Raw genomic sequence first — 22,587 nt, 5'->3', positions numbered from 1 at the left:
AGGCCTGCATCAATATGCGGGCCTGTTTGTTATGGTCGTGCTTTACTGGATACCGTGCTACCGGCATCTCGCGTAAGTCGCAGCGTATCAATCATCCCTATCAAACAGATCAGCGCGATAAAGACAAACGCCAAACGGAAATCAATTCCCGGTAGCGTCGTCAGGTTAAACCACTCGCTCAACTGTTCACCGATGCGAATGCCGATAGCGCCGAGAGTGATTCCGAGCCCAACCGCCAGCTGTGAAGCGGTGCTGAACAGCGTATTGGCATAACTCATCTGGGCGGAAGGAACGTCGGCAAAAGCGAGCGTACTGACGCCGGTAAATTGGATGGAACGGAACACCCCGCCAAGATAGAGGATCAACATTATCAGCCATACCGGCGTTTGCGGCGTTAACAGCGCGCAGGCAAGTAGCGAGGCGACATTCAGCGCACCGTTAATCAGCAATAAGCGGCGAAACCCCAACCAGCGGATGAGCGGCGTAGTTGCGGGCTTGATAGTGAGATTGCCGACAAAAACGGCCAGCACCAGTAGCCCGGAATGAAAAGCATCCATACCGAACCCTACCTGGAATAGTAGCGGAAGCAGAAACGGGACGGCGCTTATCGAGGCGCGAAATAGTGAACCGCCGTACATGGTTACCCGGAAAGTAGGAACCCGCAGAGCGTCCAACCGTACCATTGGCCAGGCGGCGCGGCGGAAATGACGTAGCGCAAAAGCCATACATCCAATACCCGTCGCCAATAGCGCCAGCGTTTGCCAGCTTTGCGGCTGTTGGTCGCCGAGTCGTTCCATCGCCGCCACCAGGCTTATCATTGCCAATGATGTCGCCACAAAACCGGGTAGATCGAAAGGGCGACGTTCTTCTTCACGGATATTGGGAATGATGCGTAGCGAAAGCGCCATCGCCAGTAGCCCGAGCGGAACGTTAATAAAAAAGATCCAGTGCCAGCTGGCGTAACTGGTAATGAAGCCCCCGAGCGGCGGGCCGATTATCGGTGCGACCAACGCCGGCCAGGTTAGCGTGGCGATTGCTTTGATGAGCTGATCTTTGGGCGTGGTGCGCAACACCGCCAGTCGCCCGACGGGGACCATTAGCGCGCCGCCGACGCCCTGTAGAATGCGCATTGTCACAAAGCTTTCGAGGTTGCGCGATAAACCGCAGAAAACGGAGGCGAGGGTAAAAATGGCGAGTGCCAGCGTAAACACTTTCCGCGCGCCGAAGCGGTCAGCAATCCAGCCGCTGGCCGGGATCAGCACCGCGAGGGTGATCAGGTAGGCGCTGATGCCAATATTGAGCGCGACCGCCGCTACGCCAAACTCCTTCGCCATATCAGGCAGGGCGGTAGCGATGACCGTGCCATCGAGAAACTCCATAAAGAAAGCGCCAGCCACCAATAATGCCGGGGCGGAAAAAGCGCCTTTTTTCGGCGTAATTGTTGTTGTACCCATTGATTCGTTGCCATAGCAAAGTGAATAAGTATCTTTGCGGTACGTTTTCTTTTCGCCGCTCCCGCACATGTTTTTTTATCTGGTGCGATTTAGGTTACTATTACGCTCCTGAAAATAGGAGTAAAAAATGTCTCAACCTTTCACTGAACAAGATGAGTTGGTATCCGATGTCGTCGCATGCCAGCTGGTCATCAAACAGATCCTCGATGTGATTGACGTTATCGCCCCGGTCGAGGTGCGCGAAAAAATGGCGACGCAGTTAAAAGCGATTGATTTTGCGAGTAACCCTGCTTCGGCGGATCCGGTGACGCTGCGCGCAGTGCAAAAAGCAATTGCGCTGATTGAGCTGAAGTTTACCCCGCAGGGTGAAGCGCACTAGATTATCTCTGAGAAGTTGATTGCCTGGCCGTTCCAGTCTGAAACGGCCAGATTCAATTAGTGCTGTTGAGGCGAGATGAGATTGAGAAGTCGGCGGTCCGTTTGCTCCATACCGAGCCCGGCTTTATCAGCAGTCCGTATTTCTTCAAGAACGGTTTGTAGTAACAGCCCATCTTGCTGCTGCTCTTTCTCCAGCAGCGTCAAAAAACGCCACGTCGTGTCATCGCGCTGCGCTTTGGCTTCCTGCGCCAGACCGGACAGCATGCTGCTACGTTGCTGATACTCTTCAAGGGTTTTGGCAAACACTTCTTCAAGCGTTGTGCATTGCGGGGGATAGCTTTCATCGGCTTTGACAATTGGCCAGGCGCCGGCCTTTTTCATATAGTCAAAAACCTGCATCATTAACGTCACGCTTGATTGAGCTCGGGTACGCAAGAAGGTAGCGGTGCCGTTGAGACGCTGCTGCGCGCACCATTCGCCTAAATGTAGATAAACATTTGATGCGTGAAACTCGAGATTAATCTGGGTATTTAATTTCTGAACCATTCCTGGAACTGCCATAACAATATCCTTATTTATCCGCATGGGAAGTATGACGCGCTACCATCGCCTCACAGGCGAGTTTTGCAAGCGCAACGCAATAGGCAGGAAATAAAAACGGTGCATTCCATTTGCACGTGACTATTTATTTATATCTGCCGATACATCAAGAATACCCTTAGATGTCGAATAAGAAAACTCTCAACATGCGTTATTTACGATTTGTTACAACATCAGTTTTACTGCTTGTTTTTATTGTCTTTTTTGTGGTTTTTAAATCGTAACACATTGAATTTAAATGGTTATATTTAATAGTTCGTAGAGCTAGTTAATTTGTATTAATGAAGGTGATTTAACGGTAAATTCATATATCGATCATAGCTTATTCATTATTCGGAAATAGCGAGATGATAATGAACTTGTGATAGATCATTTTTTGTTAGAAGTGGAAGAATAACGTATAAGCTGACGGAGAATAGAAGGGTAGAGTAGCCCGGGATGGCGTTAGCGAACCCACAAGGATAAGTCTGCTGGTGATATGGACTATTGTGCCACACATAACGCTAATTGTCTGACAATTAGCGTTTTTTTTATGTCATTTTTTGCTGAATTTATGTACGCAATTACTGTAATTCTGCGGTGTGATGACGCTCTCGTATGGATAAATAATTTCCAGTTAAAACTATTTTAACAACGGCAATGTTGATTGCGTTTTTTCTAATGCCTTGTTTTAAGACTGATAAAAAATTTAAGTCCGATTTTTCCCTACAGAAAAGCGAATTAAAGCTGGAGTTTACCATGCACAAATTTACTAAAGCGCTGGCGGCCATTGGTCTCGCGGCGGTTATGTCACAATCAGCTATGGCTGAAACCCTCAAGCTCGGTTTCCTGGTGAAGCAGCCAGAGGAGCCCTGGTTCCAGACCGAGTGGAAATTTGCTGATAAAGCCGGCAAGGATTTGGGCTTTGAGGTGATTAAAATCGCGGTGCCAGATGGTGAAAAAACGCTTAATGCAATCGACAGCCTCGCCGCCAGCGGCGCGAAGGGATTTGTCATCTGCACCCCGGACCCAAAACTGGGGGCGGCGATTGTTGCCAAGGCTCGCGGCTATGACATGAAAGTTATCACCGTCGACGATCAGTTTGTTAATGCCAAAGGTAAGCCGATGGAGAGCGTGCCGCTGGTTATGATGGCCGCCAGCGAAATCGGCGCTCGTCAGGGGCAGGAATTGTATAAAGAGATGCAAAAACGCGGCTGGGACGTGAAAGATACCGGCGTGATGGCGATTACCGCCGATGAACTGGATACTGCCCGCCGCCGCACCACCGGCTCGATTGACGCACTGAAAGCAGCGGGGTTCCCGGAAAAACAGATCTATCGCGTGCCAACCAAATCCAATGATATCCCAGGTGCCTTCGATGCTGGCAACTCCATGCTGGTTCAGCATCCGCAGGTGAAACACTGGTTAATTGTTGGTATGAACGATAACACCGTGCTGGGCGGCGTACGGGCAACTGAAGGCCAGGGCTTTAAAGCGCCGGATGTTATCGGCATCGGTATTAACGGCGTCGACGCGGTGAACGAGCTTTCGAAAGCCCAGCCGACAGGGTTCTATGGTTCTCTGCTGCCAAGCCCGGATATCCATGGCTATAAAACTAGTGAGATGCTCTACAACTGGGTGACCAAAGGTACCGAGCCGCCGAAATTTACCGCCGTGACGGACGTGGTGCTGATTACCCGCGACAACTTTAAGCAAGAGTTGGCTAAGAAAGGGCTGTAAGGCCGGGTTCATTCTGCCTCCCGCGCTGGCGGGAGGTTATGCGTAGTTGAGCGGAGTCGTTATGCAACAATCTACCCCTTATCTCTCATTTCGCGGTATCACCATGACGTTCCCGGGCGTTAAAGCACTGTCTGACATTAGCTTTGACTGCTATCGCGGGCAGATCCATGCGCTGATGGGTGAAAACGGCGCCGGGAAGTCCACTCTCTTAAAAATTCTCAGCGGTAATTACATTCCAACCGCCGGGCATTTGCAAATTGATAGCCAGCAAATGGCATTCACGAATACTACCGCTGCGCTGAATGCTGGCGTAGCGATTATTTATCAGGAACTTCATCTGATCCCGGAAATGACCGTGGCGGAGAATATCTATCTGGGCCAGTTGCCGCATAAAGGCGGCATTGTGAACCGGTCATTGCTGAACTATGAAGCGCGGCTGCAGCTGGAGCATCTGGGGCTGGATATCGACCCGGAAACGCCGCTGAAGTATTTGTCGATCGGCCAGTGGCAGATGGTAGAGATCGCCAAGGCGCTGGCGCGTAACGCGAAGATCATCGCTTTCGATGAACCTACCAGCTCACTCTCTGCACGCGAAATCGACAATTTGTTTCGCGTCATCCGCGAACTGCGTGAAGAAGGGCGGGTGATTATTTACGTCTCGCACCGTATGGAGGAAATTTTCGCCCTCAGCGATGCCATTACCGTGTTTAAAGATGGCCGCTACGTGCGCACCTTCGATGACATGCGGCTGGTGGATCACGATGCCCTCGTGCAAGCGATGGTAGGGCGCAATCTTGGCGATATCTACGGCTGGAAAGCGCGTGAATATGGCAGCGAGCGGTTACGACTGGATCAGGTTAAAGCGCCAGGCGTCAGAATGCCGATCAGTTTATCGGTACGCAGCGGCGAAATCGTCGGCTTGTTCGGTCTGGTCGGGGCCGGACGCAGTGAATTAATGAAAGGGCTGTTTGGCGGCAGCAGAATTACCGGCGGTCAGGTCTATATCGACGGTCAGGCGATAAACATTCGCAAACCCGCGCAGGCGATTCAGGCGGGAATGATGCTGTGTCCGGAGGATCGCAAAGCCGAGGGCATCATTCCGGTACATTCGGTGCGCGACAACATCAATATCAGCGCGCGACGTAAGCATATTCATGCCGGCTGCCTGATTAACAACGCCTGGGAAGCGAGTAATGCCGAACAGCATATCAAATCGCTCAATATCAAAACCCCAGGAGCTGAACAGTTAATTATGAATCTATCCGGTGGTAATCAGCAGAAGGCTATTCTTGGTCGCTGGTTGTCGGAAGAGATGAAGGTCATCCTGCTTGATGAACCGACCCGCGGCATCGATGTTGGCGCAAAGCATGAAATCTACAACGTTATCTATGCGCTGGCGGCTTCTGGCGTGGCGGTCGTTTTTGCCTCCAGCGACCTGCCAGAGGTGCTCGGCGTCGCTGACCGCATCGTCGTCATGCGCGAAGGTGAAGTGGCCGGTGAATTGCTGCATGAAGACGCGAATGAACAGCAGGCGCTGAGCCTTGCGATGCCTAAAGTCAGCCAGGCCGTAGCCTGATTAAGGAGTGAATGATGTCATCTGTAACTACGCCCAGCGCCGCACGATCCTCTTTCAGCTTCGGCCGAATCTGGGATCAGTTTGGTATGCTGGTGGTCTTCGCCGTGTTGTTCATCGGCTGCGTGATCTTTGTTCCTAACTTTGCCTCTTTCGTCAATATGAAAGGGCTGGGGCTGGCGATTTCCATGTCGGGAATGGTGGCCTGCGGTATGTTGTTCTGCCTGGCCTCCGGGGATTTTGATTTGTCAGTCGCTTCGGTCATTGCCTGTGCCGGTGTGACGACAGCAGTCGTTATTAATCTCACCGAAAGTCTGTGGATTGGTATTGCCGCCGGATTACTATTGGGGGCGGTCAGCGGGCTGGTGAATGGTTTTGTTATTGCGCGTTTGAAAATCAACGCGCTAATCACAACTCTGGCTACCATGCAAATCGTCCGCGGGCTGGCCTATATTATTTCCGATGGTAAAGCGGTTGGCATTGAGGATGAACGTTTCTTCACCCTGGGTTATGCCAACTGGCTTGGTCTGCCGGCGCCTATCTGGCTGACGGTTGCCTGCCTGATCGTCTTTGGGCTGCTACTGAATAAAACCACCTTTGGCCGCAACACGCTGGCCATAGGGGGCAATGAAGAGGCGGCGCGCCTGGCGGGGGTGCCGGTTGTTCGTACCAAGATCATCATCTTTGTTCTTTCAGGTCTGGTATCGGCGGCGGCGGGGATTATCCTGGCTTCGCGCATGACCAGCGGGCAGCCTATGACCTCAATTGGTTATGAACTGATTGTGATCTCGGCCTGTGTCCTGGGCGGCGTCTCGCTAAAAGGCGGGATCGGTAAGATCTCTTATGTGGTGGCCGGGATCCTGATCCTGGGTACCGTGGAGAATGCGATGAACCTGCTGAACATCTCGCCATTCTCGCAATATGTGGTCCGCGGGGTAATATTGCTGGCAGCGGTTATCTTCGACCGTTACAAGCAAAAAGCGAAACGTTCGCATTAATTGCGCGCAACTTTTAAGTCTACTCCTAATGTCCCGCCGGCGCCCGCTGCGCTGGCGGTGACTATCAAAAATGGCGAGGCTGGTCACACTGTCTATACTTACATGGCTAACAATTAGTTAACAACCAGCATAACGCTGGCCATGATAAGGAGGAACACAGGGTGGCTGACCAGATATCTGTACCGCCTGAGCTAACCGGAAACCACGCTTTTTTTCTGGATCTTGACGGCACGCTTGCCGATATCAAACCTCATCCCGATCAGGTTGTTATCCCCGAAGACGTCCTTCAGATGTTGCGATTACTGGCACAGCAGCAACATGACGCTGTGGCATTGATTTCAGGGCGCTCACTCGCAGAGCTCGATGCACTTACCCGTCACTGGCGATTACCGCTTGCCGGCGTCCACGGGGCTGAACGCCGCGATATCAATGGAAAAAGACATGACGTATCACTACCGCCGGCGCTCAGCCGTGAAGTCGGCGAAGCATTAACGTCGGCGCTCCAGACGTTGCCTGGCAGTGAACTGGAAGATAAAGGCATCGCTTTTGCGCTGCACTATCGCCAGGCGCCACAACACCAGAGCGCCATCCTGGCATTGGCGCAGGAAATCGTACATCGTTATCCGATTCTGGCCATTCAGCAAGGGAAGTGTGTCGTAGAGATCAAGCCGCGTGGCATCAACAAAGGTGAAGCGATTGCCGCGTTTATGCGGGAAGCGCCTTTTGCGGGACGAACGCCGGTATTTATCGGCGATGACCTGACTGATGAGGCGGGTTTTACTATGGTTAATCAATTAGGCGGAATATCGATAAAAGTTGGACAAGGCGACACACAGGCGCGCTGGCGGCTGGCAAATGTTGCCGCCGTACATCAGTGGTTACGTCATGTCGTCGACAATACGCAATGCCTGGATGTATTCACTAACGGGAGGGATGACCATGGGTCGTTTAGTCGTAGTATCTAACCGTATTGCAACGCCGAATGATAAAAAGGCCAGCGCAGGCGGCCTGGCGGTGGGCATTTTAGGTGCGCTGAAGGCGAGCGGCGGCACGTGGTTTGGTTGGAGTGGGGAAATCGGCGATGATAACCAGCCGTTGAAGAAGGTGAGTAAGGGGGATATTTCCTGGGCCTCATTCAACCTGAGCGAAGAAGACCACGAACTCTACTACAATCAATTTTCCAATGCGGTGCTATGGCCCGCTTTTCACTATCGTCTCGACTTAGTCAATTTTCAGCGTCCGGCCTGGGATGGCTATTTACGCGTTAACGCTGCCGTGGCGCAAAAGCTGCTGCCGCTGCTAGCCGACGACGATATGATTTGGGTTCATGATTATCATCTGTTGCCATTTGCCAGCGAATTACGCAAAAACGGTGTGAAGAACCGCATCGGCTTTTTCCTGCATATTCCGTTCCCGACGCCTGAAATATTCAACGCCTTACCTCCACATGCGGAGCTTCTTGAACAGCTTTGTGATTATGATTTGCTCGGCTTTCAGACCGAAAATGACCGACAGGCATTTGTTGATTGCGTCGCCCAGCAAACCACCTTATGCGAAGTGGGGCATCAGCAATACCGCGCCTGGGGCAAGACGTTCCGTACTGCCGTCTATCCGATAAGCATTGAGCCTCAGGAGGTCGCGCGCAGCGCCAGCGGGCCGTTGCCGCCGAAGTTGGCTCAATTGAAAGCTGAACTAAAAGGCGTTAAGAATATTTTTTCCGTTGAGCGGCTGGATTACTCCAAGGGGTTGCCGGAGCGTTTTCAGGCTTACGAGGCGCTATTGGAAAACTACCCCCAGCATCGTGGGAAAATTCGCTATACCCAGATAGCGCCCACTTCGCGGGGTGATGTTCAGGCGTATCAGGATATCCGCCATCAGCTGGAAACGGCCGCCGGACGAATCAACGGCCACTATGGTCAACTGGGGTGGACGCCGCTGTATTATCTGAATCAGCATTTCGATCGCAAACTGCTCATGAAGGTATTTCGTTATTCCGACGTGGGGCTTGTCACGCCGCTGCGCGACGGCATGAACCTCGTAGCCAAGGAGTTTGTCGCCGCACAGGATCCCGCAAACCCAGGGGTGCTGGTGTTATCGCAGTTCGCTGGCGCGGCTAATGAACTGACTTCCGCGCTCATCGTCAACCCCTACGATCGCGATGAAGTGGCGGCGGCGCTGGATCGCGCACTTACGATGCCGCTTGCGGAGCGAATTATTCGCCATGGCAAAATGCTCAAGGCGATCGAGAGTAATGATATTGATAACTGGCAGGCGCAGTTTGTTGCCGATCTAAAGCGGGTAAAGTCGCATGAAGATAGCTGCCAGCAGCCAACCGTAGTTACTCCCTCCGCGTAGTCAAAACGGCTGATGCTTCGGCATCAGCTTATTCCAGGGAAACCAACAGCACATCGACTCCGCTGCTGCCGACGATATTCTTCGCTGAACAGGTCGCGCGGGAAAACAGGCTCTGGTTATGGTTGCCGCAGATCACCAGGTCGACGTGATGCTGACGACAAAAATCCTTCACGTGATGACAAAGCTCGCCGCTGGCGATAGTCATTTTGCTGATGGGATACTCCGCCTGGGCGGCGAGTTCATTAAGAAAGCTACGTGTCTCCTCCTGCATAATCTCACGCAAATTCTCCATCATCGGCGCGGCGAACTGATTATACATCTCCGGATCTGTCGCCAGCGTGATCAGGCTGACCTGCGCATTGAACGGACGTGCTATAGACACCGCTTTATTGACCAACATGCGGCTTTCCGGCGTTGGGGCGACGGCGACTAACAGATGAGAGTAGGGCATCTAGCCTCCTTGAGATACGCAACGGGACCTTTCTACTTTCTTTACTCCTAATTCCATTTTTCCACAAGGGGTATTCGCGCGGTTGAAAACGCCTTTCTGCGAACGTGTGGTATCAGATTCTGGCAGCTGACTCGCAAAAATGATTCCCTCTTTTGCTTTAAAAGAAACGCTGTTTTATAAATCGGTGACGCATGTTGCCCGGCCCTTTGTTTTTTTGCCACTGAATGATTGGTACTGGCAAAAATGCAAAGGTAAGCCGGTTTTCATGATCTTACTGTAGCCATGTATCCGCAAAACTTCGGTATAGCCCGTGGTAAGACCGAAGTTATCTAATAAAAAAGAGACAGGATTTACGGCGATGAAAACACGAAAAATCGGTTTGGCTAATTATCTCGCCTATGGTTCCGGCGATTTTCTCGGCGCGGGAACCACCGCGCTAACCGCAGCATGGCTACTCTATTTTTACACCACCTTCTGTGGGCTATCGCCCATTGAGGCGACGCTCATTTTCGCCACCGCGCGCGTGCTCGACGCGGTCGTCAGCCCGCTGATGGGCTTCTTAACCGATAACTTTGGCTCTACCTGGCTGGGTAAGCGGTTCGGCAGACGCAAATTTTTTATTTTGCTCGGGATTCCCTGCGTTTTTAGCTACTCAATGATGTGGGTAGGCGATATGGGATTCTGGTACTACCTCGCAACTTATCTGCTGTTTGATATTGTCTATACCATGATTCTGGTGCCTTACGAGACGCTGGTGCCGGAGATGACCGATGATTTCAAACAGAAAACCAAATTTTCCGGCGCGCGTATTTCCATGGCGCAAATGTCGGCGATTTTAGCCTCGTTTTTACCGGGGATCCTGCTCACCCAACTAGGTAAAGATAACGCCAGCTCATTTTTTTACGCAAGCCTGGTCTTTTCGGTGCTGTGCGCGCTAATGCTGACCTTCGTCTGGTTTTTCACCTGGGAACGCCCGCGGGAAGCGTGGTCTGAAGCGGCGCTACGCGCGGAAGAAGAAAAGCGCAACTTAACCCTCGCGCAGAGTCTTAATCGCCTGTTTATTGAACTCAGCTCTACGCTGCGCATTAAAATCTTCCGCCAGCATCTTGGTATGTATCTGGGCGGCTATATCGCGCAGGACGTGTTCAACGCCGTGTTTACCTATTACGTGGTCTTTGTGCTGATGCAGGACGCCTCTGTCGCCTCTAACCTGCTCGGCACGATGGCTATCTTCCAGTTCATCGCGGTTATCGCCATGATCCCGCTCTGCATCCGCTTTGGCCCGGCGCCTTCATACCGCATGGTAGTGGTGTTGTTTGGTTTGAGCTCTCTCTCTTATGCCGTGCTCTATTACGCGGGGCTGAGCGACGTCTATTCATTATTACTGCTCATTTCCGCGATCGCGGGCCTGGGGCGCGGCGGCATTAATTACGTGCCGTGGAATACCTACACCTATATTGCCGACGTCGACGAAGTCATTACCGGCCAGCGTCGGGAGGGCATTTTCGCCGGTATTATGACGCTGACCCGCAAAGCATCCCAGGCGGGGGCGGTGATGCTGGTTGGTATCATCATGCAATTATCGGGCTTTGTTTCCGGGCAAAAAATTCAGCCGGAAGGCGTTAGTCACACCATTCTGTTGATCCTTAGCGTCGGTACTTTAGTGGTGCTGGCCTGCGGCTTCCTGGTCTCCCTGCGCTTTAAACTCAACTTACATACGCACAGTGTGCTCCGCGCCGAGACGCTGGTGATGCGTGATATCGGTTACGCACAGCCCGAGCAGGCGACGGCGGAAAACCGTGCGGTAGTTGAGATGCTGGCGGGAATGCCTTACGACTGCCTGTGGGGTAATAACAACATTGGCTACCTGAATCGCAATAAACCTGCCGCCCCGGCGCTGAATCAGGGCGGCACTTTGAATTCGACATATACCAGAGGTTAAGAACATGAAAGTTTGGCCGGTCAAACATAGCCCATTATTGCGTCAGCCTGAGCGCTTTATCGCTCGCAGTGAGCTTCAGGCATTGATCCGTAATGTGACGCAAAACCTGGTGAATATTAAGGATGAAAGCGGGCAGTTTTTACTTCGGCTGGACGACGGGCGGGTCATCGATACCAAAGGCTGGGCCGGTTGGGAATGGACCCACGGCGTTGGGCTGTACGGCATCTACCAGTATTATCAACAAACCGGCGATATCGCGATGCGCGATATCATTGACGGCTGGTTCGCCGACCGCTTCGCCGAAGGGGCTACCACCAAAAACGTCAATACCATGGCGCCGTTTCTGACGCTGGCTTATCGCTATGAAGAGACCGGGCGCCAGGAGTATCTACCGTGGCTCGATAGCTGGGCCGAGTGGGCGATGCATGAGATGCCGCGCACCGAGCAGGGGGGCATGCAGCACATTACCCTGGCGGAAGAGAACCATCAGCAGATGTGGGATGACACGCTGATGATGACGGTGCTGCCGCTAGCCAAAATCGGTAAATTACTAAATCGTCCGCAGTACATTGAAGAAGCAACCTATCAGTTTTTGCTGCACGTACAGAACCTGATGGATAAAGAGACTGGCCTGTGGTTCCACGGCTGGAATTACGACGGTCGACACAACTTTGCGCGTGCGCGCTGGGCGCGAGGTAACAGCTGGCTCACCATCGTTATCCCGGACTTCCTTGAGCTGGTGGATTTGCCAGAGGGCAGTGCGGTACGCCGCTATCTGCTACAGGTGCTGAATGCGCAAATTGCCGCGTTAGCGAAATGTCAGGATGAGAGCGGGCTTTGGCATACCCTGCTCGACGATCCGCATTCCTATCTTGAAGCGTCGGCGACGGCGGGCTTCGCTTACGGCATCCTGAAAGCGATACGCAAGCGTTATGTCGGGGCGGAGTACACCGAGGTTGCCGAAAAGGCGATACGCGGGATTGTGCAAAATATTTCACCAGAGGGGGAACTGCTGCAAACCTCGTTTGGTACCGGAATGGGCTCCGATCTCGATTTTTACCGGCAAATTCCGCTCACCTCGATGCCGTACGGCCAGGCGATGGCGATTCTTTGTCTGACGGAGTATCTGCGCAAATATTTCTGATAGCGGCATTGATTCCCCGGCCGCGCTGTGCGGACCGGGGCGACGAATAAAACAAACCCGGCTTTCACCGGGTTTGTTTTTACATCCGCTCTACGGTCTCAATACCCAGAGTATCGAGGCCCAACTTCAGCGTCTTCGCCGTCAGCAGCGCCAGTTTCAGGCGGCTATTACGGGCCTCTTCGCTTTCGGCGCTGAGGATCGGGCAGTGTTCGTAGAAACCAGAGAACAGACCGGCCAGATCGTACAGGTAGGCGCACATTACGTGCGGAGTACCTTCACGGGCGACGACGGCCAGCGTTTCTTCGAACTGCAGCAGGCGGGCAGCCAACTGCGCTTCACGATCTTCACTAATAACTACCGGCGCGGCAGCCAGCGCGCTTTCGTCGATACCGGCTTTACGGAACACCGACAGCACACGGGTATAGGCATACTGCATGTAAGGCGCGGTATTACCTTCGAACGCCAGCATGTTATCCCAGTCGAAAATGTAATCGGTAGTGCGGTTTTTCGACAGATCGGCATATTTCACCGCGCCGATACCCACCGCATTGGCCAGTTTTTCCAGCTCATCGGCCGGCATATCCGGGTTCTTCTCGGCCACCAGGCGGCGTGCGCGCTCCAGCGCTTCGTCCAGCAGATCGGCCAGTTTTACGGTACCGCCGGCGCGTGTTTTGAACGGTTTACCGTCTTTACCGAGCATCATGCCGAACATGTGATGTTCCAGCGGTACGGACTCCGGTACATAGCCGGCTTTACGGACAATAGTCCATGCCTGCATCAGATGCTGATGCTGACGAGAGTCGATGTAGTAGAGCACGCGGTCGGCATGCAGCGTTTCATAACGGTATTTTGCGCAGGCGATATCGGTAGTGGTGTAGAGGTAGCCGCCATCCTTTTTCTGGATGATGACGCCCATCGGTTCGCCTTCTTTGTTTTTGTATTCATCAAGGAAGACCACGGTCGCGCCTTCGCTCTCGACGGCCATGCCTTTTGCTTTCAGATCGGCAACGATCCCCGGCAGCATCGGGTTGTACAGGCTTTCACCCATCACATCATCGCGGGTCAGAGTGACATTCAGGCGATCGTAGGTGATCTGGTTTTGCGACATGGTGATGTCGACCAGTTTGCGCCACATCTGCAGGAAGTACTCGTCGCCGCCCTGCAGCTTAACCACATAGCTACGCGCGCGCTCGGCGAAGGCTTCGTCTTCGTCATAGTGCTTTTTCGCTTCGCGGTAGAAACCTTCGAGGTCGGCCAGCGCCATTTCGCCGGCGTTTTCCTGCTGCTGCTTTTCCAGATAAGCGATGAGCATCCCGAACTGGGTACCCCAGTCACCGACGTGGTTGGCGCGGATAACGCGATGGCCGAGGAATTCCAGAGTACGTACCGAGGCATCGCCGATGATGGTTGAACGCAGATGGCCGACGTGCATCTCTTTCGCCACGTTCGGCGCGGAGTAGTCAACAACGATAGTCTGCGGCTGTGGTTTCGCCACGCCCAGGCGCTCGGACTGCAGCGCGAGATTGACGTTTTCCGCCAGGAAAGCTGGATCGAGGAAAATATTGATAAAGCCCGGTCCGGCGATTTCGACTTTATTGGCAATGCCGTTCAGATCGAGATGAGACAGTACCTGCTCTGCAAGTTGTCGCGGCGCCATGCCCAGTTTTTTGGCCACCGCCATCACGCCATTGGCCTGATAGTCGCCGAACTGAACTTTTGCTGACTGGCGGACCTGAGGTTCGCAATCGGCAGGCGCGCCTGCCGCGATCAGGGCCTGGCTGACTTTTTCTGAGAGAAGAGCCTGAATATTCACCGGAATACCTTACTTTTAAGGCGCGAGAACCCCTGTGGGGCGGCGCCGGAACATGGACAAATTAAGGCGGGAGTATACTGCATTTGCGCCCAGCCGTCAGCACCACGCGCAAGTTGAAAATCAGCACGCTTAATGAATAACCATTCGTCATCCCGGCGCGCGGATTGGCGGTTGGTCGGGGCGGCGAAACAGGATAAATTAGCCTTTTTAGCGATCACCGAGGCGCAAGATGGCGAACTGGCAGCAAATTGATGAACTGAATGATATTTCGGCGGATTTACCGCGTTTTAGCGATGCGCTGCAAGCGCTGGCCGAACGGTTGGGATTGGAGCTTGCGCCGCTGGACGCCGACCATATTTCGCTGCGTTGTCATCAAAATACGACGGCGGAGCGCTGGCGGCAGGGGCTGGAGCGTTGCGGCACGTTACTATCGGAAAATATCATTAATGGCCGCCCCATTTGCTTATTTAAGCTTGCCGAACCTATCTGTGTCGCCCACTGGCGCTTTACGGTTGTGGAGTTGCCCTGGCCGGGTGAAAAACGTTACCCGCACGAAGGCTGGGAGCATATCGAAATCGTTCTGCCGGGCGAGCCGGAGACGCTGAATGCCCGCGCCCTGGCGCTACTTTCTGATGATGGACTCAGCCAGCCGGGGATTTTTGTGAAAACCAGTGCGCCGAAAGGGGAGCGTGAACGTTTGCCGAACCCGACGCTGGCGGTCACGGACGGCAAAGTGACCATTAAATTCCATCCCTGGTCGATCGAGCAAATCGTCGCCAGCGAGCGATCCGATACTTAACAGTGTGAAGCGGCGCGGCGTCTGTGAGGATAAATCGTGACATGCTGTGTTGCCCGTAATGAAAATGGAGAAGGGAACGATGTTGCTGGAAGTCTGCTGCTATAGCATGGAGTGCGCGCTGGAGGCGCAGCGTTGCGGCGCCGATCGCATTGAACTGTGCGCCGCGCCGCAGGAGGGCGGATTAACGCCGTCGCTGGGCGTGCTGCGTTCGGCGCGAGCGAGTATCTCGATTCCGGTTCATCCGATTATTCGCCCGCGCGGCGGCGATTTTTGTTATACCGAGGGCGAATTTGCCGCCATGCTGGATGATGTGGCGACGGTCAGAGATCTGGGTTTTGCGGGTCTGGTGATTGGCGTGCTCGATGCTGACGGCCAGGTGGATATCGCCCGCATGCAAAAAATTATGGCGGCGGCGGGGCCGCTGGCGGTGACCTTCCATCGGGCCTTTGATATGTGTGCCGACCCGCGTCAGGCCTGGCATTCGCTTGCTGAACTGGGCGTTGCTCGGATCCTCACTTCCGGTCAACGGCCAACGGCGGAACAAGGTCTTGCAAAAATTATGGAACTAATTGCCCTGGGTGATACTCCAATCATTATGGCCGGAGCGGGAGTGCGGGCTGCCAATATGCAACAATTTCTGCAGGCAGGCCTCAAAGAGGTGCATAGTTCCGCGGGGCAGTGGTTGCCATCGCCGATGCGCTTTCGTAATCCGGGGTTATCGATGTCCACCGACGCAGATGCCGATGAATATTGCCGCTATGCCGTTAACGGCGAGGCGGTGGCGGAAATGAAACAGATTATTTCTGCCGCGCGGGGTTAACCCGCGGAGCTGACCGTTTTTTGCTGCACATCATGTCGCCCAATATGATGATTGCCCGTACCAGGCCCCTGCAATTTCAACAGGGGCCTTTTTTTATCCCGCGAGCGCCACCAGTGGTCGGCTGAGGTGAATTACGCCCTGGCCGCGGCCGCTTTTTTGGCCAGCGATTGCTGCGTTTCTGGTTTAGTGGCGACGATCACCGCACGCAGCGGAGCGGGGTAACCTTCCAGCGTTTTGCTGCTGTCACGCGGATCGAGGAAATCGGCGAGTGATTCCGTCGTCATCCATTCGGTGCGGCGCTGCTCTTCGCTGGTGGTCACACAGGTGTCAACAATGCGCACATCGATGAATCCGCACTTCTCCAGCCACTGTTTCAGCGCGGCTGCGGAAGGAATGAAATAAACGTTACGCATTTGCGCGTAGCGGTCACCGGGCACCAGCACCGTATTTTCATCGCCTTCAACGACCAGCGTCTCCAGTACCAGCTCGCCGCCGGGGGCTAGCTGATCTTTGAGCTGCCACAGATGATCCAGCGGGGAACGGCGGTGATACAGCACGCCCATCGAAAAGACGGTATCAAAAGCTTCCAGCGCCGGCAGTTGTTCGATGCCGAGCGGCAGCAGGTGCGCGCGCTGATCGTTGCCGATGAGTTTACGCACTGCTTCAAACTGGCATAAGAACAGCTGAGTTGGGTCGATACCGACCGCCAGATGCGCGCCGGCGCCGATCATTCGCCACATGTGATAACCACTGCCGCAGCCGACATCAAGAATAGTACGACCGGTGAGATCGGAAAGATGCGGCAGCACGCGTTCCCATTTCAGGTCGGAACGCCATTCGGTATCGATATTAATGCCATACAGCGAATAAGGGCCTTTACGCCACGGCATCAGGTTTCGCAGCAGATTTTCAATTCGCAGCTGGTGGCCTTCGCTGAGTGGCGTTTCGCTTTCCGCCGTGACGCTATGCAATAGATCAAGACGCCAGGGCGACAGTTCGGGCAGAAACTCAACGGCGCGTTCCCATTCACGAAACTTGCCGTGTAGCGCTTCGCGTTGCCAGGCCGCGACCTGAGCGGGCAAGGTTTCCAGCCAGTGGGAGAGCGGCCCTTTCGCGATCAACTGATAAAAATTACTGAAGTCGATCATGACCGATCCCCGGACTTTACCGCCACCAACGAACCAAAGTTAAAACACTGGAACCACAGTTCGGCATGTTCAAACCCGGCCTGGCGCAGACGCGCTTTGTGGGTTTCCACCGAATCCGTCAGCATCACGTTTTCCAGCATGCTGCGTTTCTGGCTGATTTCCAGTTCGCTATAGCCATTGGCGCGCTTGAAGTCATGGTGCATGTTGAACAGCAGTTCGCCGACGTTGGCGTCTTCGAAGCTAAATTTTTCGGAAAGCACCAGCGCGCCGCCAGGATTTAGCCCCTGATAGACTTTATCAAGGATCGCCTGACGTTCGCTTGGTTCGAGGAACTGAATAGTGAAGTTCAAGACGACCATCGAAGCATTTTCAATGGCGATATGGCGAATATCGCCCTCAATAACCTCAACCGGCGTCGGTGCTTTATAGGCATCAATATGACGACGGCAGCGTTCTACCATCGCCGGGGAGTTATCAATGGCGATAATTTTGCATCCCGGATGCGCGATATTGCGACGCACGGAAAGCGTCGCGGCGCCGAGCGAGCAGCCGAGATCGTAAACCTGTGTATTTGGCTGAACAAAACGCTCAGCCAGCATGCCGATCATTGAAATAATATTGGAGTAACCAGGAACGGAGCGCTGGATCATATCCGGGAAGACTTCGGCTACCCGTTCATCAAAGGTCCAGTCGCCGAGACTGGCAATCGGCGCGGAAAAAAGCGTATCGCGGTGAGACATAACGTTAAACCCGAAAAAACGAAAACGGCGTATTGTGCGCTAACGCAGGGAGAAAACCAACTCCCAGGGCATATACCACAGGTTAGCCAGCACCATCAGCAACAGCGAGCACCAGGTAGCGCTCATTCCGGAACGCCGCCAGCGGAACAGGCGATGATGGAAACCATAGGAGTGCATCAGGCGTCCGGCAATCAGCAAGATACCGCAAACGTGCACCATCCAGGTTAGCGCGCCGTTCATTTCCATGAACAGCAGCAAGATAAGCCCAATGGGGACGTATTCCACCGCATTGCCATGAACGCGAATGGCGACCTGTAGTTCGCTAAAACCACCGTCTCCATAGCCGACGCGATACTGCATGCGCAGACGTACCACGTCGAAGGAAAACTTGATTAACAATAACGCACCCAAAACCGCATACAGCGCGCTGACCATACCCAAAACTCCCTTTAATTATGTCAGGTGGCTCCGACTATCATAGCAGGATATCAGAAAAGCGAGGATTGCTGCGGAATTGACGGCGCGGCGCCGACGCCCGGCAGCACCGCGCGTAGATCTTCCCATAAGGTATCTACCAGTTCAGGCGCCTGGGCGATATCCGGGGTATGCAGAAACAGCCACGGCGTGGCCGACTGATGCCACTTTGGCAGCGTCTGTAGCCAGACGCGAAATAATTCGCGATTCTGCGCCATATCATCGCTGCCGATAAAACGCACCATCGGCTGCTCCGCGGTCATGACCGCGTGAACCGGCACTTTGGGTTTCTTTTTCTGCGCGTCGATCATCGCCGGGTTACGCGCGACGGCGCTATGTACCGGGCGGCTATCGAGGATTACACCTTTCTTATGATACACTTGTTCAATCTCTTCTCAACTCATCATAAACCCCATGCCAAAAGCAATATCATACATACGATTTTCTACAAAAATTCAATCGGTTGGTGATTCTACTAAACGTCAAGGAAAGTATATAAACGATTGGTTGAAACGCAATCCTGATTACTATTTAGACGAATCATTACGCTTTCAGGATTTGGGTATCAGCGGCTTCTCTGGTGCTAATGCTAAGTCAGGGGCTTTCGGTGAATTTCTAGCCGCTGTGGAATCTGGCTACATTGAAGCGGGTTCAGTCTTACTTGTCGAATCTCTGGACAGGGTTTCACGACAGGACATCGACACAGCAGGGGAACAGCTTAGAAAGATTCTCAGGTCTGGCGTTGAAGTGGTGACCCTTGTTGATAATGAGTGGTACACGAAAGAAAGCCTGAAAGATTCACTTTCCATGATTAAAGCCATGTTGGTGATGGAAAGAGCACATGAAGAATCAGCGATGAAATCAACCCGTTTAAGGTCTGTATGGGCTGCTAAGAGGGAACGTGCAGCTAACGGTGAAATCATGTCTAAGCGCTGTGCAGCATGGTTAAAAGTATCTGAAGACCGTTCACACTTTGAATTCATCCCAGAGAATGTGAAAGCTGTTCAGCGTGTGTTTCAGCTACGGTTAGAAGGTAAATCACATGCCAAAATTGCTAAACAGATGAATGAAGAGGGCTTCTACACTCTCAACCAATTCAACCCAGTTAAAGGTGGCTGGTCTCAATCGTCTATCACAGAGTTATTAAGTAATCAGGCTGTGATAGGCGTCAAGGTTCCTTCTAAATCAATGGTTGTAAAGGGTGTATCTGAAATACCCGATTATTACCCTGCAATTATCAGTGAACAGCAATTTCACGCTGTACAGCAGCTTAAACAGGGGGCAGGGCGTAAACCTTCCTCTGACCTACCTTTGCTAACAAATCTCTTCAAGGGCGTTCTCAGGTGCTCTGAGTGTGGGTTTATCATCATTGTTTCGGGTGTCACTGCTAAACGGTCAGGTAACTACAGATGCTCTATGAAGTATGAAGGGCGTTGTAATGCTAAAGGGTTCAGCAGATTACAAACTGATAAAGCCCTTGTTCAGGGGCTTCTGTATAACACTAACCGTCTTTCACTGAATCGTGATAACGGCTCTGCTATTGGTGCTCTTCAAAGTGAGTTAGAACAGCTTCAGAAACAGCGTGAGAGGCTCATTAAGCTGGCTATGCTGGCAGATGATACCGAATCAATGGCTAAGGACTTGAAAGTTCTTAATGGTCAGATTAAGGATGCTGAAAAGTCCGTTTCAGAGGTTCACCAGCGAGAGCAATCAAGCCAGCTTGAAACAATCAGCCACCTTGATTTAACCGTGAAGAAAGACCGTATAGAGGCTCAAATCATCATCAAACGGATAATTAAAGAAATCCGACTTAACACGGCTGGAAAAAAGTGTGATGTCTTCTTACACAACGGCTTGAAGCTGCTTAACTTCCCACTTGATAGGGTGGTTGATGGTGCTCAGTGGATGGAGATTTTACCGCTGATTGATGGTGATGAATTCGACTTTGAAGGGTTCACTACCAAGCCGCGACACTTAGCGTTCGAAGAGGCTCCAGAGTGGGTGAAAGAGATGGAAGAGCAATCTAATCAACTTCTGTGAAAAGTTTACTTACATTTAGGTTTGTAACGGCTAAAATGTCAGTGATTGACTAAGTGAGAGGCTGGCTATGAACTCCCCGGTTTTACAATTGCAAGCATTAGCTGAAGACCCAAAAACAGAAATTCTAGCTGTATTACTTAAGGCGAAATCTATCGCTGTAAAATTGAATCTGCTTGATTTAATTACGTGGGTTGAGCATGAAATCAATGGCTATCCCAATAAATCTGATGTTCCTGAATATCGTACAGGGCATGGAATTGTTAAAGGATTTAATTATGTCCAGGGTAGATATTTGCCTCTCGATTTAAACGGTATGACAGCAGAGATGATAGACAAGATAACTACCTATACTCTTTATGAATCAATATCATCAATGGATAAGCGGGATAATAAAGGTGAGATGATTAGACTGCCTCTTAATCCGCGTCAGGTTGAAATACTATTAGGGGCGGGGAAAGGTGGCATGGAATTATGTTGGTTTTTTAGCTCTAATAAACTAGAGCATATTGTCACCACTGTAAGAAATAAAATTCTTGATTGGTCTCTAGAGTTGGAGAAGCAAAACATATTTGGTGAAGACCTGCGTTTCAATCAGCAAGAAAAAGAGGTGGCTCCTGTGACTGTTAAATATATTTTCAACGATGTGTTTACAAATAATGGTGTGTTTGCTCATCAAGTTGAGGGTGACGTAAACCAGCAGAATACGATAACATCAGGCGATTTCTCATCTCTGGCTGATTATCTCGAAAAGTTGGGTGTTGAGAAGTCCGACATCAGGGAGCTTGAGGGAATTATATCTGATTCACCTGTTCCTGAATCATCTGAAAATTTAGGTGCTGGAATTGGTGGTTGGGTGGGTAATATGATTGGCAAGGCTTATGCTGGTGGCTTAAACATAGCTGGCGCTGCGGCTCCGGCAATTCTTACAAATGCAATTTGCCATTTCTTTAACATACCTGTTTGAATGTGTTAATAATGATTAAAGGTGGTCTTATGTACGTAAGACAGGCCTTTTTATATATGGCAATTTTATAAAGCGAGGATGCTATGAGTGAAATTACTAAAGAGCCAGTAGAACAGGTCAAGCAAGCATTTAAAGACAGGATTTCAAGCCCTTTATGGGGTTATGTGTTTTTCTCATGGCTTGGCTTCAACTGGCAAAATATTGCTAAGTTATTTATGAGCAAAAGAGATGTTGAAGTAAGGATTGCCGAAATAACCTCTCAGGGGTGGTTTTTTGTTCACTACATCGTATTACCAGTGATTGTTGGTGCTGCTCTGGCTGCCGCTTCCCCCTATCTTCAGCAATGGCTGGCTGCGGCACACAAAAAGGCAGAAGATAAGAGGAATGCTGATACTCTCGCAGAAGATTTAAGGCTGCTTGATGTAGATATGGTCAAAAAAAGGAAGTCTATTGAACTTGCAAATGTTGAAGAGTTAACTAATAAAAGTGAGCAAGCTAAAGTTGATAGGCAAGATGAGAGGAATAAAAACAGGCTTGAATTTCAAAAGCTGAGGGGGGTTAAAATATCTAAGGCAATAGACGACATTGAAAAGTCATTTAATGATGCTAATGATAAACTTCAGGATAAGTTGAATGAAATAAAAGTTGCTGATGAAACATATAAACTCAAAATGCAGACTCTTGAAAACTTAGCAGAAGGTTTGAACAAGGTTGCTGAACTATATCACACATATCGGGATGTCAATTCAAAGGAGGAATTTGCATCCTTTTTGTCCGAAATTAAGAAGGGTGATTATTTTGGCTCAGCACAGCTTAACAGTCAGTTTGAGGCAATGGCCCAAAGAGAAATATTGTTAGAAGCTCTTAGCAGAACAAAAAATGCTAAGGGTTAACAATACACCCTGAAGATTTATTACCAGTGTTGCAAGGTCGCTATGGTTAGCCAGATTCCCTTTTCGATTTCTGAAATTTCCACAGTGACCCCTTCAATAACGTGTGAATGCTGAATGATAGCCGTTTAGATGGCTAAATTAACAGTAAAAAACAGTCTCTCCGAATGGTGTTAAAACCCCTATCAACACCAGTGATTTCAATAGCTCTAGCCTATTAACTGTTTTAGTTCCGAAAAGAGATAAGAATCAGTATTTATATAACCTGTTTCAATGGTTTGGATT

At 51.5% G+C, this 22,587-nt stretch carries 20 protein-coding genes and 1 pseudogene; 13 read left to right on the top strand and 8 right to left on the bottom strand.

What is annotated here, in order from left to right; all coding sequences use genetic code 11:
- Positions 1 to 29: 29 nt before the first annotated feature.
- Positions 30 to 1,454 carry an MFS transporter gene (locus PGR29_RS05085; RefSeq protein ID WP_087860663.1) on the bottom strand — a complete coding sequence of 475 codons (1,425 nt, stop codon included), beginning with the start codon at positions 1,452 to 1,454 and terminating at the stop codon, positions 30 to 32.
- Positions 1,455 to 1,581: 127 nt separating this feature from the next.
- On the opposite strand from PGR29_RS05085, the gene PGR29_RS05080 reads away from it, so the two are divergent.
- On the top strand, positions 1,582 to 1,833 hold the full coding sequence (locus tag PGR29_RS05080; RefSeq protein ID WP_015365964.1) for a DUF2766 family protein: 252 nt from the start codon (positions 1,582 to 1,584) through the stop codon (positions 1,831 to 1,833).
- Between the two features lie 56 nt (positions 1,834 to 1,889).
- On the opposite strand, the gene PGR29_RS05075 is transcribed toward PGR29_RS05080, so the two are convergent.
- Entirely contained in the window at positions 1,890 to 2,393 is a 504-nt protein-coding gene (locus PGR29_RS05075) for a non-heme ferritin-like protein (RefSeq protein WP_032711938.1), read from the bottom strand.
- A gap of 777 nt (positions 2,394 to 3,170) precedes the next feature.
- On the opposite strand from PGR29_RS05075, the gene PGR29_RS05070 reads away from it, so the two are divergent.
- The 5 genes from PGR29_RS05070 to otsA all read left to right on the top strand — a co-directional run bounded on the left by PGR29_RS05070 (position 3,171) and on the right by otsA (position 9,077).
- Positions 3,171 to 4,151 carry an arabinose ABC transporter substrate-binding protein gene (locus tag PGR29_RS05070; RefSeq protein ID WP_087860664.1) on the top strand — a complete coding sequence of 327 codons (981 nt, stop codon included), beginning with the start codon at positions 3,171 to 3,173 and terminating at the stop codon, positions 4,149 to 4,151.
- A 61-nt stretch (positions 4,152 to 4,212) separates the two neighbouring features.
- Positions 4,213 to 5,727, top strand: a complete 1,515-nt coding sequence (gene araG, locus PGR29_RS05065; protein WP_087860526.1) for an L-arabinose ABC transporter ATP-binding protein AraG — start codon at positions 4,213 to 4,215, stop codon at positions 5,725 to 5,727.
- Positions 5,728 to 5,741: 14 nt separating this feature from the next.
- Positions 5,742 to 6,722 carry an L-arabinose ABC transporter permease AraH gene (gene araH, locus PGR29_RS05060; protein ID WP_045390289.1) on the top strand — a complete coding sequence of 327 codons (981 nt, stop codon included), beginning with the start codon at positions 5,742 to 5,744 and terminating at the stop codon, positions 6,720 to 6,722.
- 161 nt (positions 6,723 to 6,883) lie between these two features.
- Positions 6,884 to 7,687: a trehalose-phosphatase gene (gene otsB, locus PGR29_RS05055; RefSeq protein ID WP_316424173.1), complete on the top strand. Its 804-nt coding sequence runs from the start codon at positions 6,884 to 6,886 to the stop codon at positions 7,685 to 7,687.
- On the top strand, positions 7,662 to 9,077 hold the full coding sequence (gene otsA, locus PGR29_RS05050; RefSeq protein ID WP_113373561.1) for an alpha,alpha-trehalose-phosphate synthase: 1,416 nt from the start codon (positions 7,662 to 7,664) through the stop codon (positions 9,075 to 9,077). Before otsB ends, otsA begins: the two co-directional genes overlap by 26 nt.
- 28 nt (positions 9,078 to 9,105) lie before the next feature.
- Here the strand turns inward: otsA and uspC are convergent, their stop codons facing one another.
- Entirely contained in the window at positions 9,106 to 9,528 is a 423-nt protein-coding gene (uspC, locus tag PGR29_RS05045; RefSeq protein WP_113373562.1) for a universal stress protein UspC, read from the bottom strand.
- A gap of 358 nt (positions 9,529 to 9,886) precedes the next feature.
- Between uspC and PGR29_RS05040 the strand changes: the two genes are divergently transcribed.
- Positions 9,887 to 11,470, top strand: a complete 1,584-nt coding sequence (locus tag PGR29_RS05040; RefSeq protein WP_032714837.1) for an MFS transporter — start codon at positions 9,887 to 9,889, stop codon at positions 11,468 to 11,470.
- A 4-nt stretch (positions 11,471 to 11,474) separates the two neighbouring features.
- Positions 11,475 to 12,614: a glycoside hydrolase family 88/105 protein gene (locus PGR29_RS05035; RefSeq protein ID WP_316424172.1), complete on the top strand. Its 1,140-nt coding sequence runs from the start codon at positions 11,475 to 11,477 to the stop codon at positions 12,612 to 12,614.
- A gap of 79 nt (positions 12,615 to 12,693) precedes the next feature.
- Here PGR29_RS05035 and argS read toward each other — a convergent pair whose 3' ends face one another.
- On the bottom strand, positions 12,694 to 14,427 hold the full coding sequence (gene argS, locus PGR29_RS05030) for an arginine--tRNA ligase (protein ID WP_113373564.1): 1,734 nt from the start codon (positions 14,425 to 14,427) through the stop codon (positions 12,694 to 12,696).
- Between the two features lie 229 nt (positions 14,428 to 14,656).
- On the opposite strand from argS, the gene PGR29_RS05025 reads away from it, so the two are divergent.
- Positions 14,657 to 15,226 carry a VOC family protein gene (locus PGR29_RS05025; protein WP_087860533.1) on the top strand — a complete coding sequence of 190 codons (570 nt, stop codon included), beginning with the start codon at positions 14,657 to 14,659 and terminating at the stop codon, positions 15,224 to 15,226.
- 79 nt (positions 15,227 to 15,305) lie between these two features.
- On the top strand, positions 15,306 to 16,046 hold the full coding sequence (gene cutC / locus PGR29_RS05020; protein ID WP_316424171.1) for a copper homeostasis protein CutC: 741 nt from the start codon (positions 15,306 to 15,308) through the stop codon (positions 16,044 to 16,046).
- Between the two features lie 131 nt (positions 16,047 to 16,177).
- Here the strand turns inward: cutC and cmoB are convergent, their stop codons facing one another.
- The 4 genes and pseudogenes from cmoB to PGR29_RS05000 form a co-directional block, all read right to left on the bottom strand.
- Complete coding sequence (gene cmoB / locus PGR29_RS05015) at positions 16,178 to 17,194, bottom strand: tRNA 5-methoxyuridine(34)/uridine 5-oxyacetic acid(34) synthase CmoB (protein ID WP_316424170.1); 1,017 nt, start codon at positions 17,192 to 17,194, stop codon at positions 16,178 to 16,180.
- Complete coding sequence (cmoA, locus tag PGR29_RS05010) at positions 17,191 to 17,934, bottom strand: carboxy-S-adenosyl-L-methionine synthase CmoA (protein ID WP_316424168.1); 744 nt, start codon at positions 17,932 to 17,934, stop codon at positions 17,191 to 17,193. Before cmoA ends, cmoB begins: the two co-directional genes overlap by 4 nt.
- 39 nt (positions 17,935 to 17,973) lie before the next feature.
- The gene (locus PGR29_RS05005) at positions 17,974 to 18,369 is read right to left on the bottom strand and encodes an MAPEG family protein (RefSeq protein WP_015365982.1); all 396 of its coding nucleotides are present in this window, start codon (positions 18,367 to 18,369) and stop codon (positions 17,974 to 17,976) included.
- A 53-nt stretch (positions 18,370 to 18,422) separates the two neighbouring features.
- A pseudogene (locus PGR29_RS05000) lies at positions 18,423 to 18,770 on the bottom strand (DUF72 domain-containing protein); the annotation flags it as partial.
- 52 nt (positions 18,771 to 18,822) lie between these two features.
- On the opposite strand from PGR29_RS05000, the gene PGR29_RS04995 reads away from it, so the two are divergent.
- From PGR29_RS04995 to PGR29_RS04985, 3 genes are all read left to right on the top strand, one after another.
- Complete coding sequence (locus tag PGR29_RS04995) at positions 18,823 to 20,448, top strand: recombinase family protein (RefSeq protein ID WP_316424167.1); 1,626 nt, start codon at positions 18,823 to 18,825, stop codon at positions 20,446 to 20,448.
- A gap of 67 nt (positions 20,449 to 20,515) precedes the next feature.
- Positions 20,516 to 21,412: an abortive phage resistance protein gene (locus tag PGR29_RS04990; protein ID WP_316424166.1), complete on the top strand. Its 897-nt coding sequence runs from the start codon at positions 20,516 to 20,518 to the stop codon at positions 21,410 to 21,412.
- Between the two features lie 83 nt (positions 21,413 to 21,495).
- On the top strand, positions 21,496 to 22,305 hold the full coding sequence (locus PGR29_RS04985; protein WP_316424165.1) for a hypothetical protein: 810 nt from the start codon (positions 21,496 to 21,498) through the stop codon (positions 22,303 to 22,305).
- The last annotated feature ends 282 nt before the right edge of the window (positions 22,306 to 22,587 follow it).

Origin of the sequence: Klebsiella sp. 141203 (assembly GCF_032601985.1) — a bacterium.
Lineage (GTDB): Bacteria > Pseudomonadota > Gammaproteobacteria > Enterobacterales > Enterobacteriaceae > Klebsiella > Klebsiella aerogenes.
The sequence above is the reverse complement of the archived record's forward strand: the minus strand, read 5'-3'. Positions and strand labels throughout refer to the sequence as shown.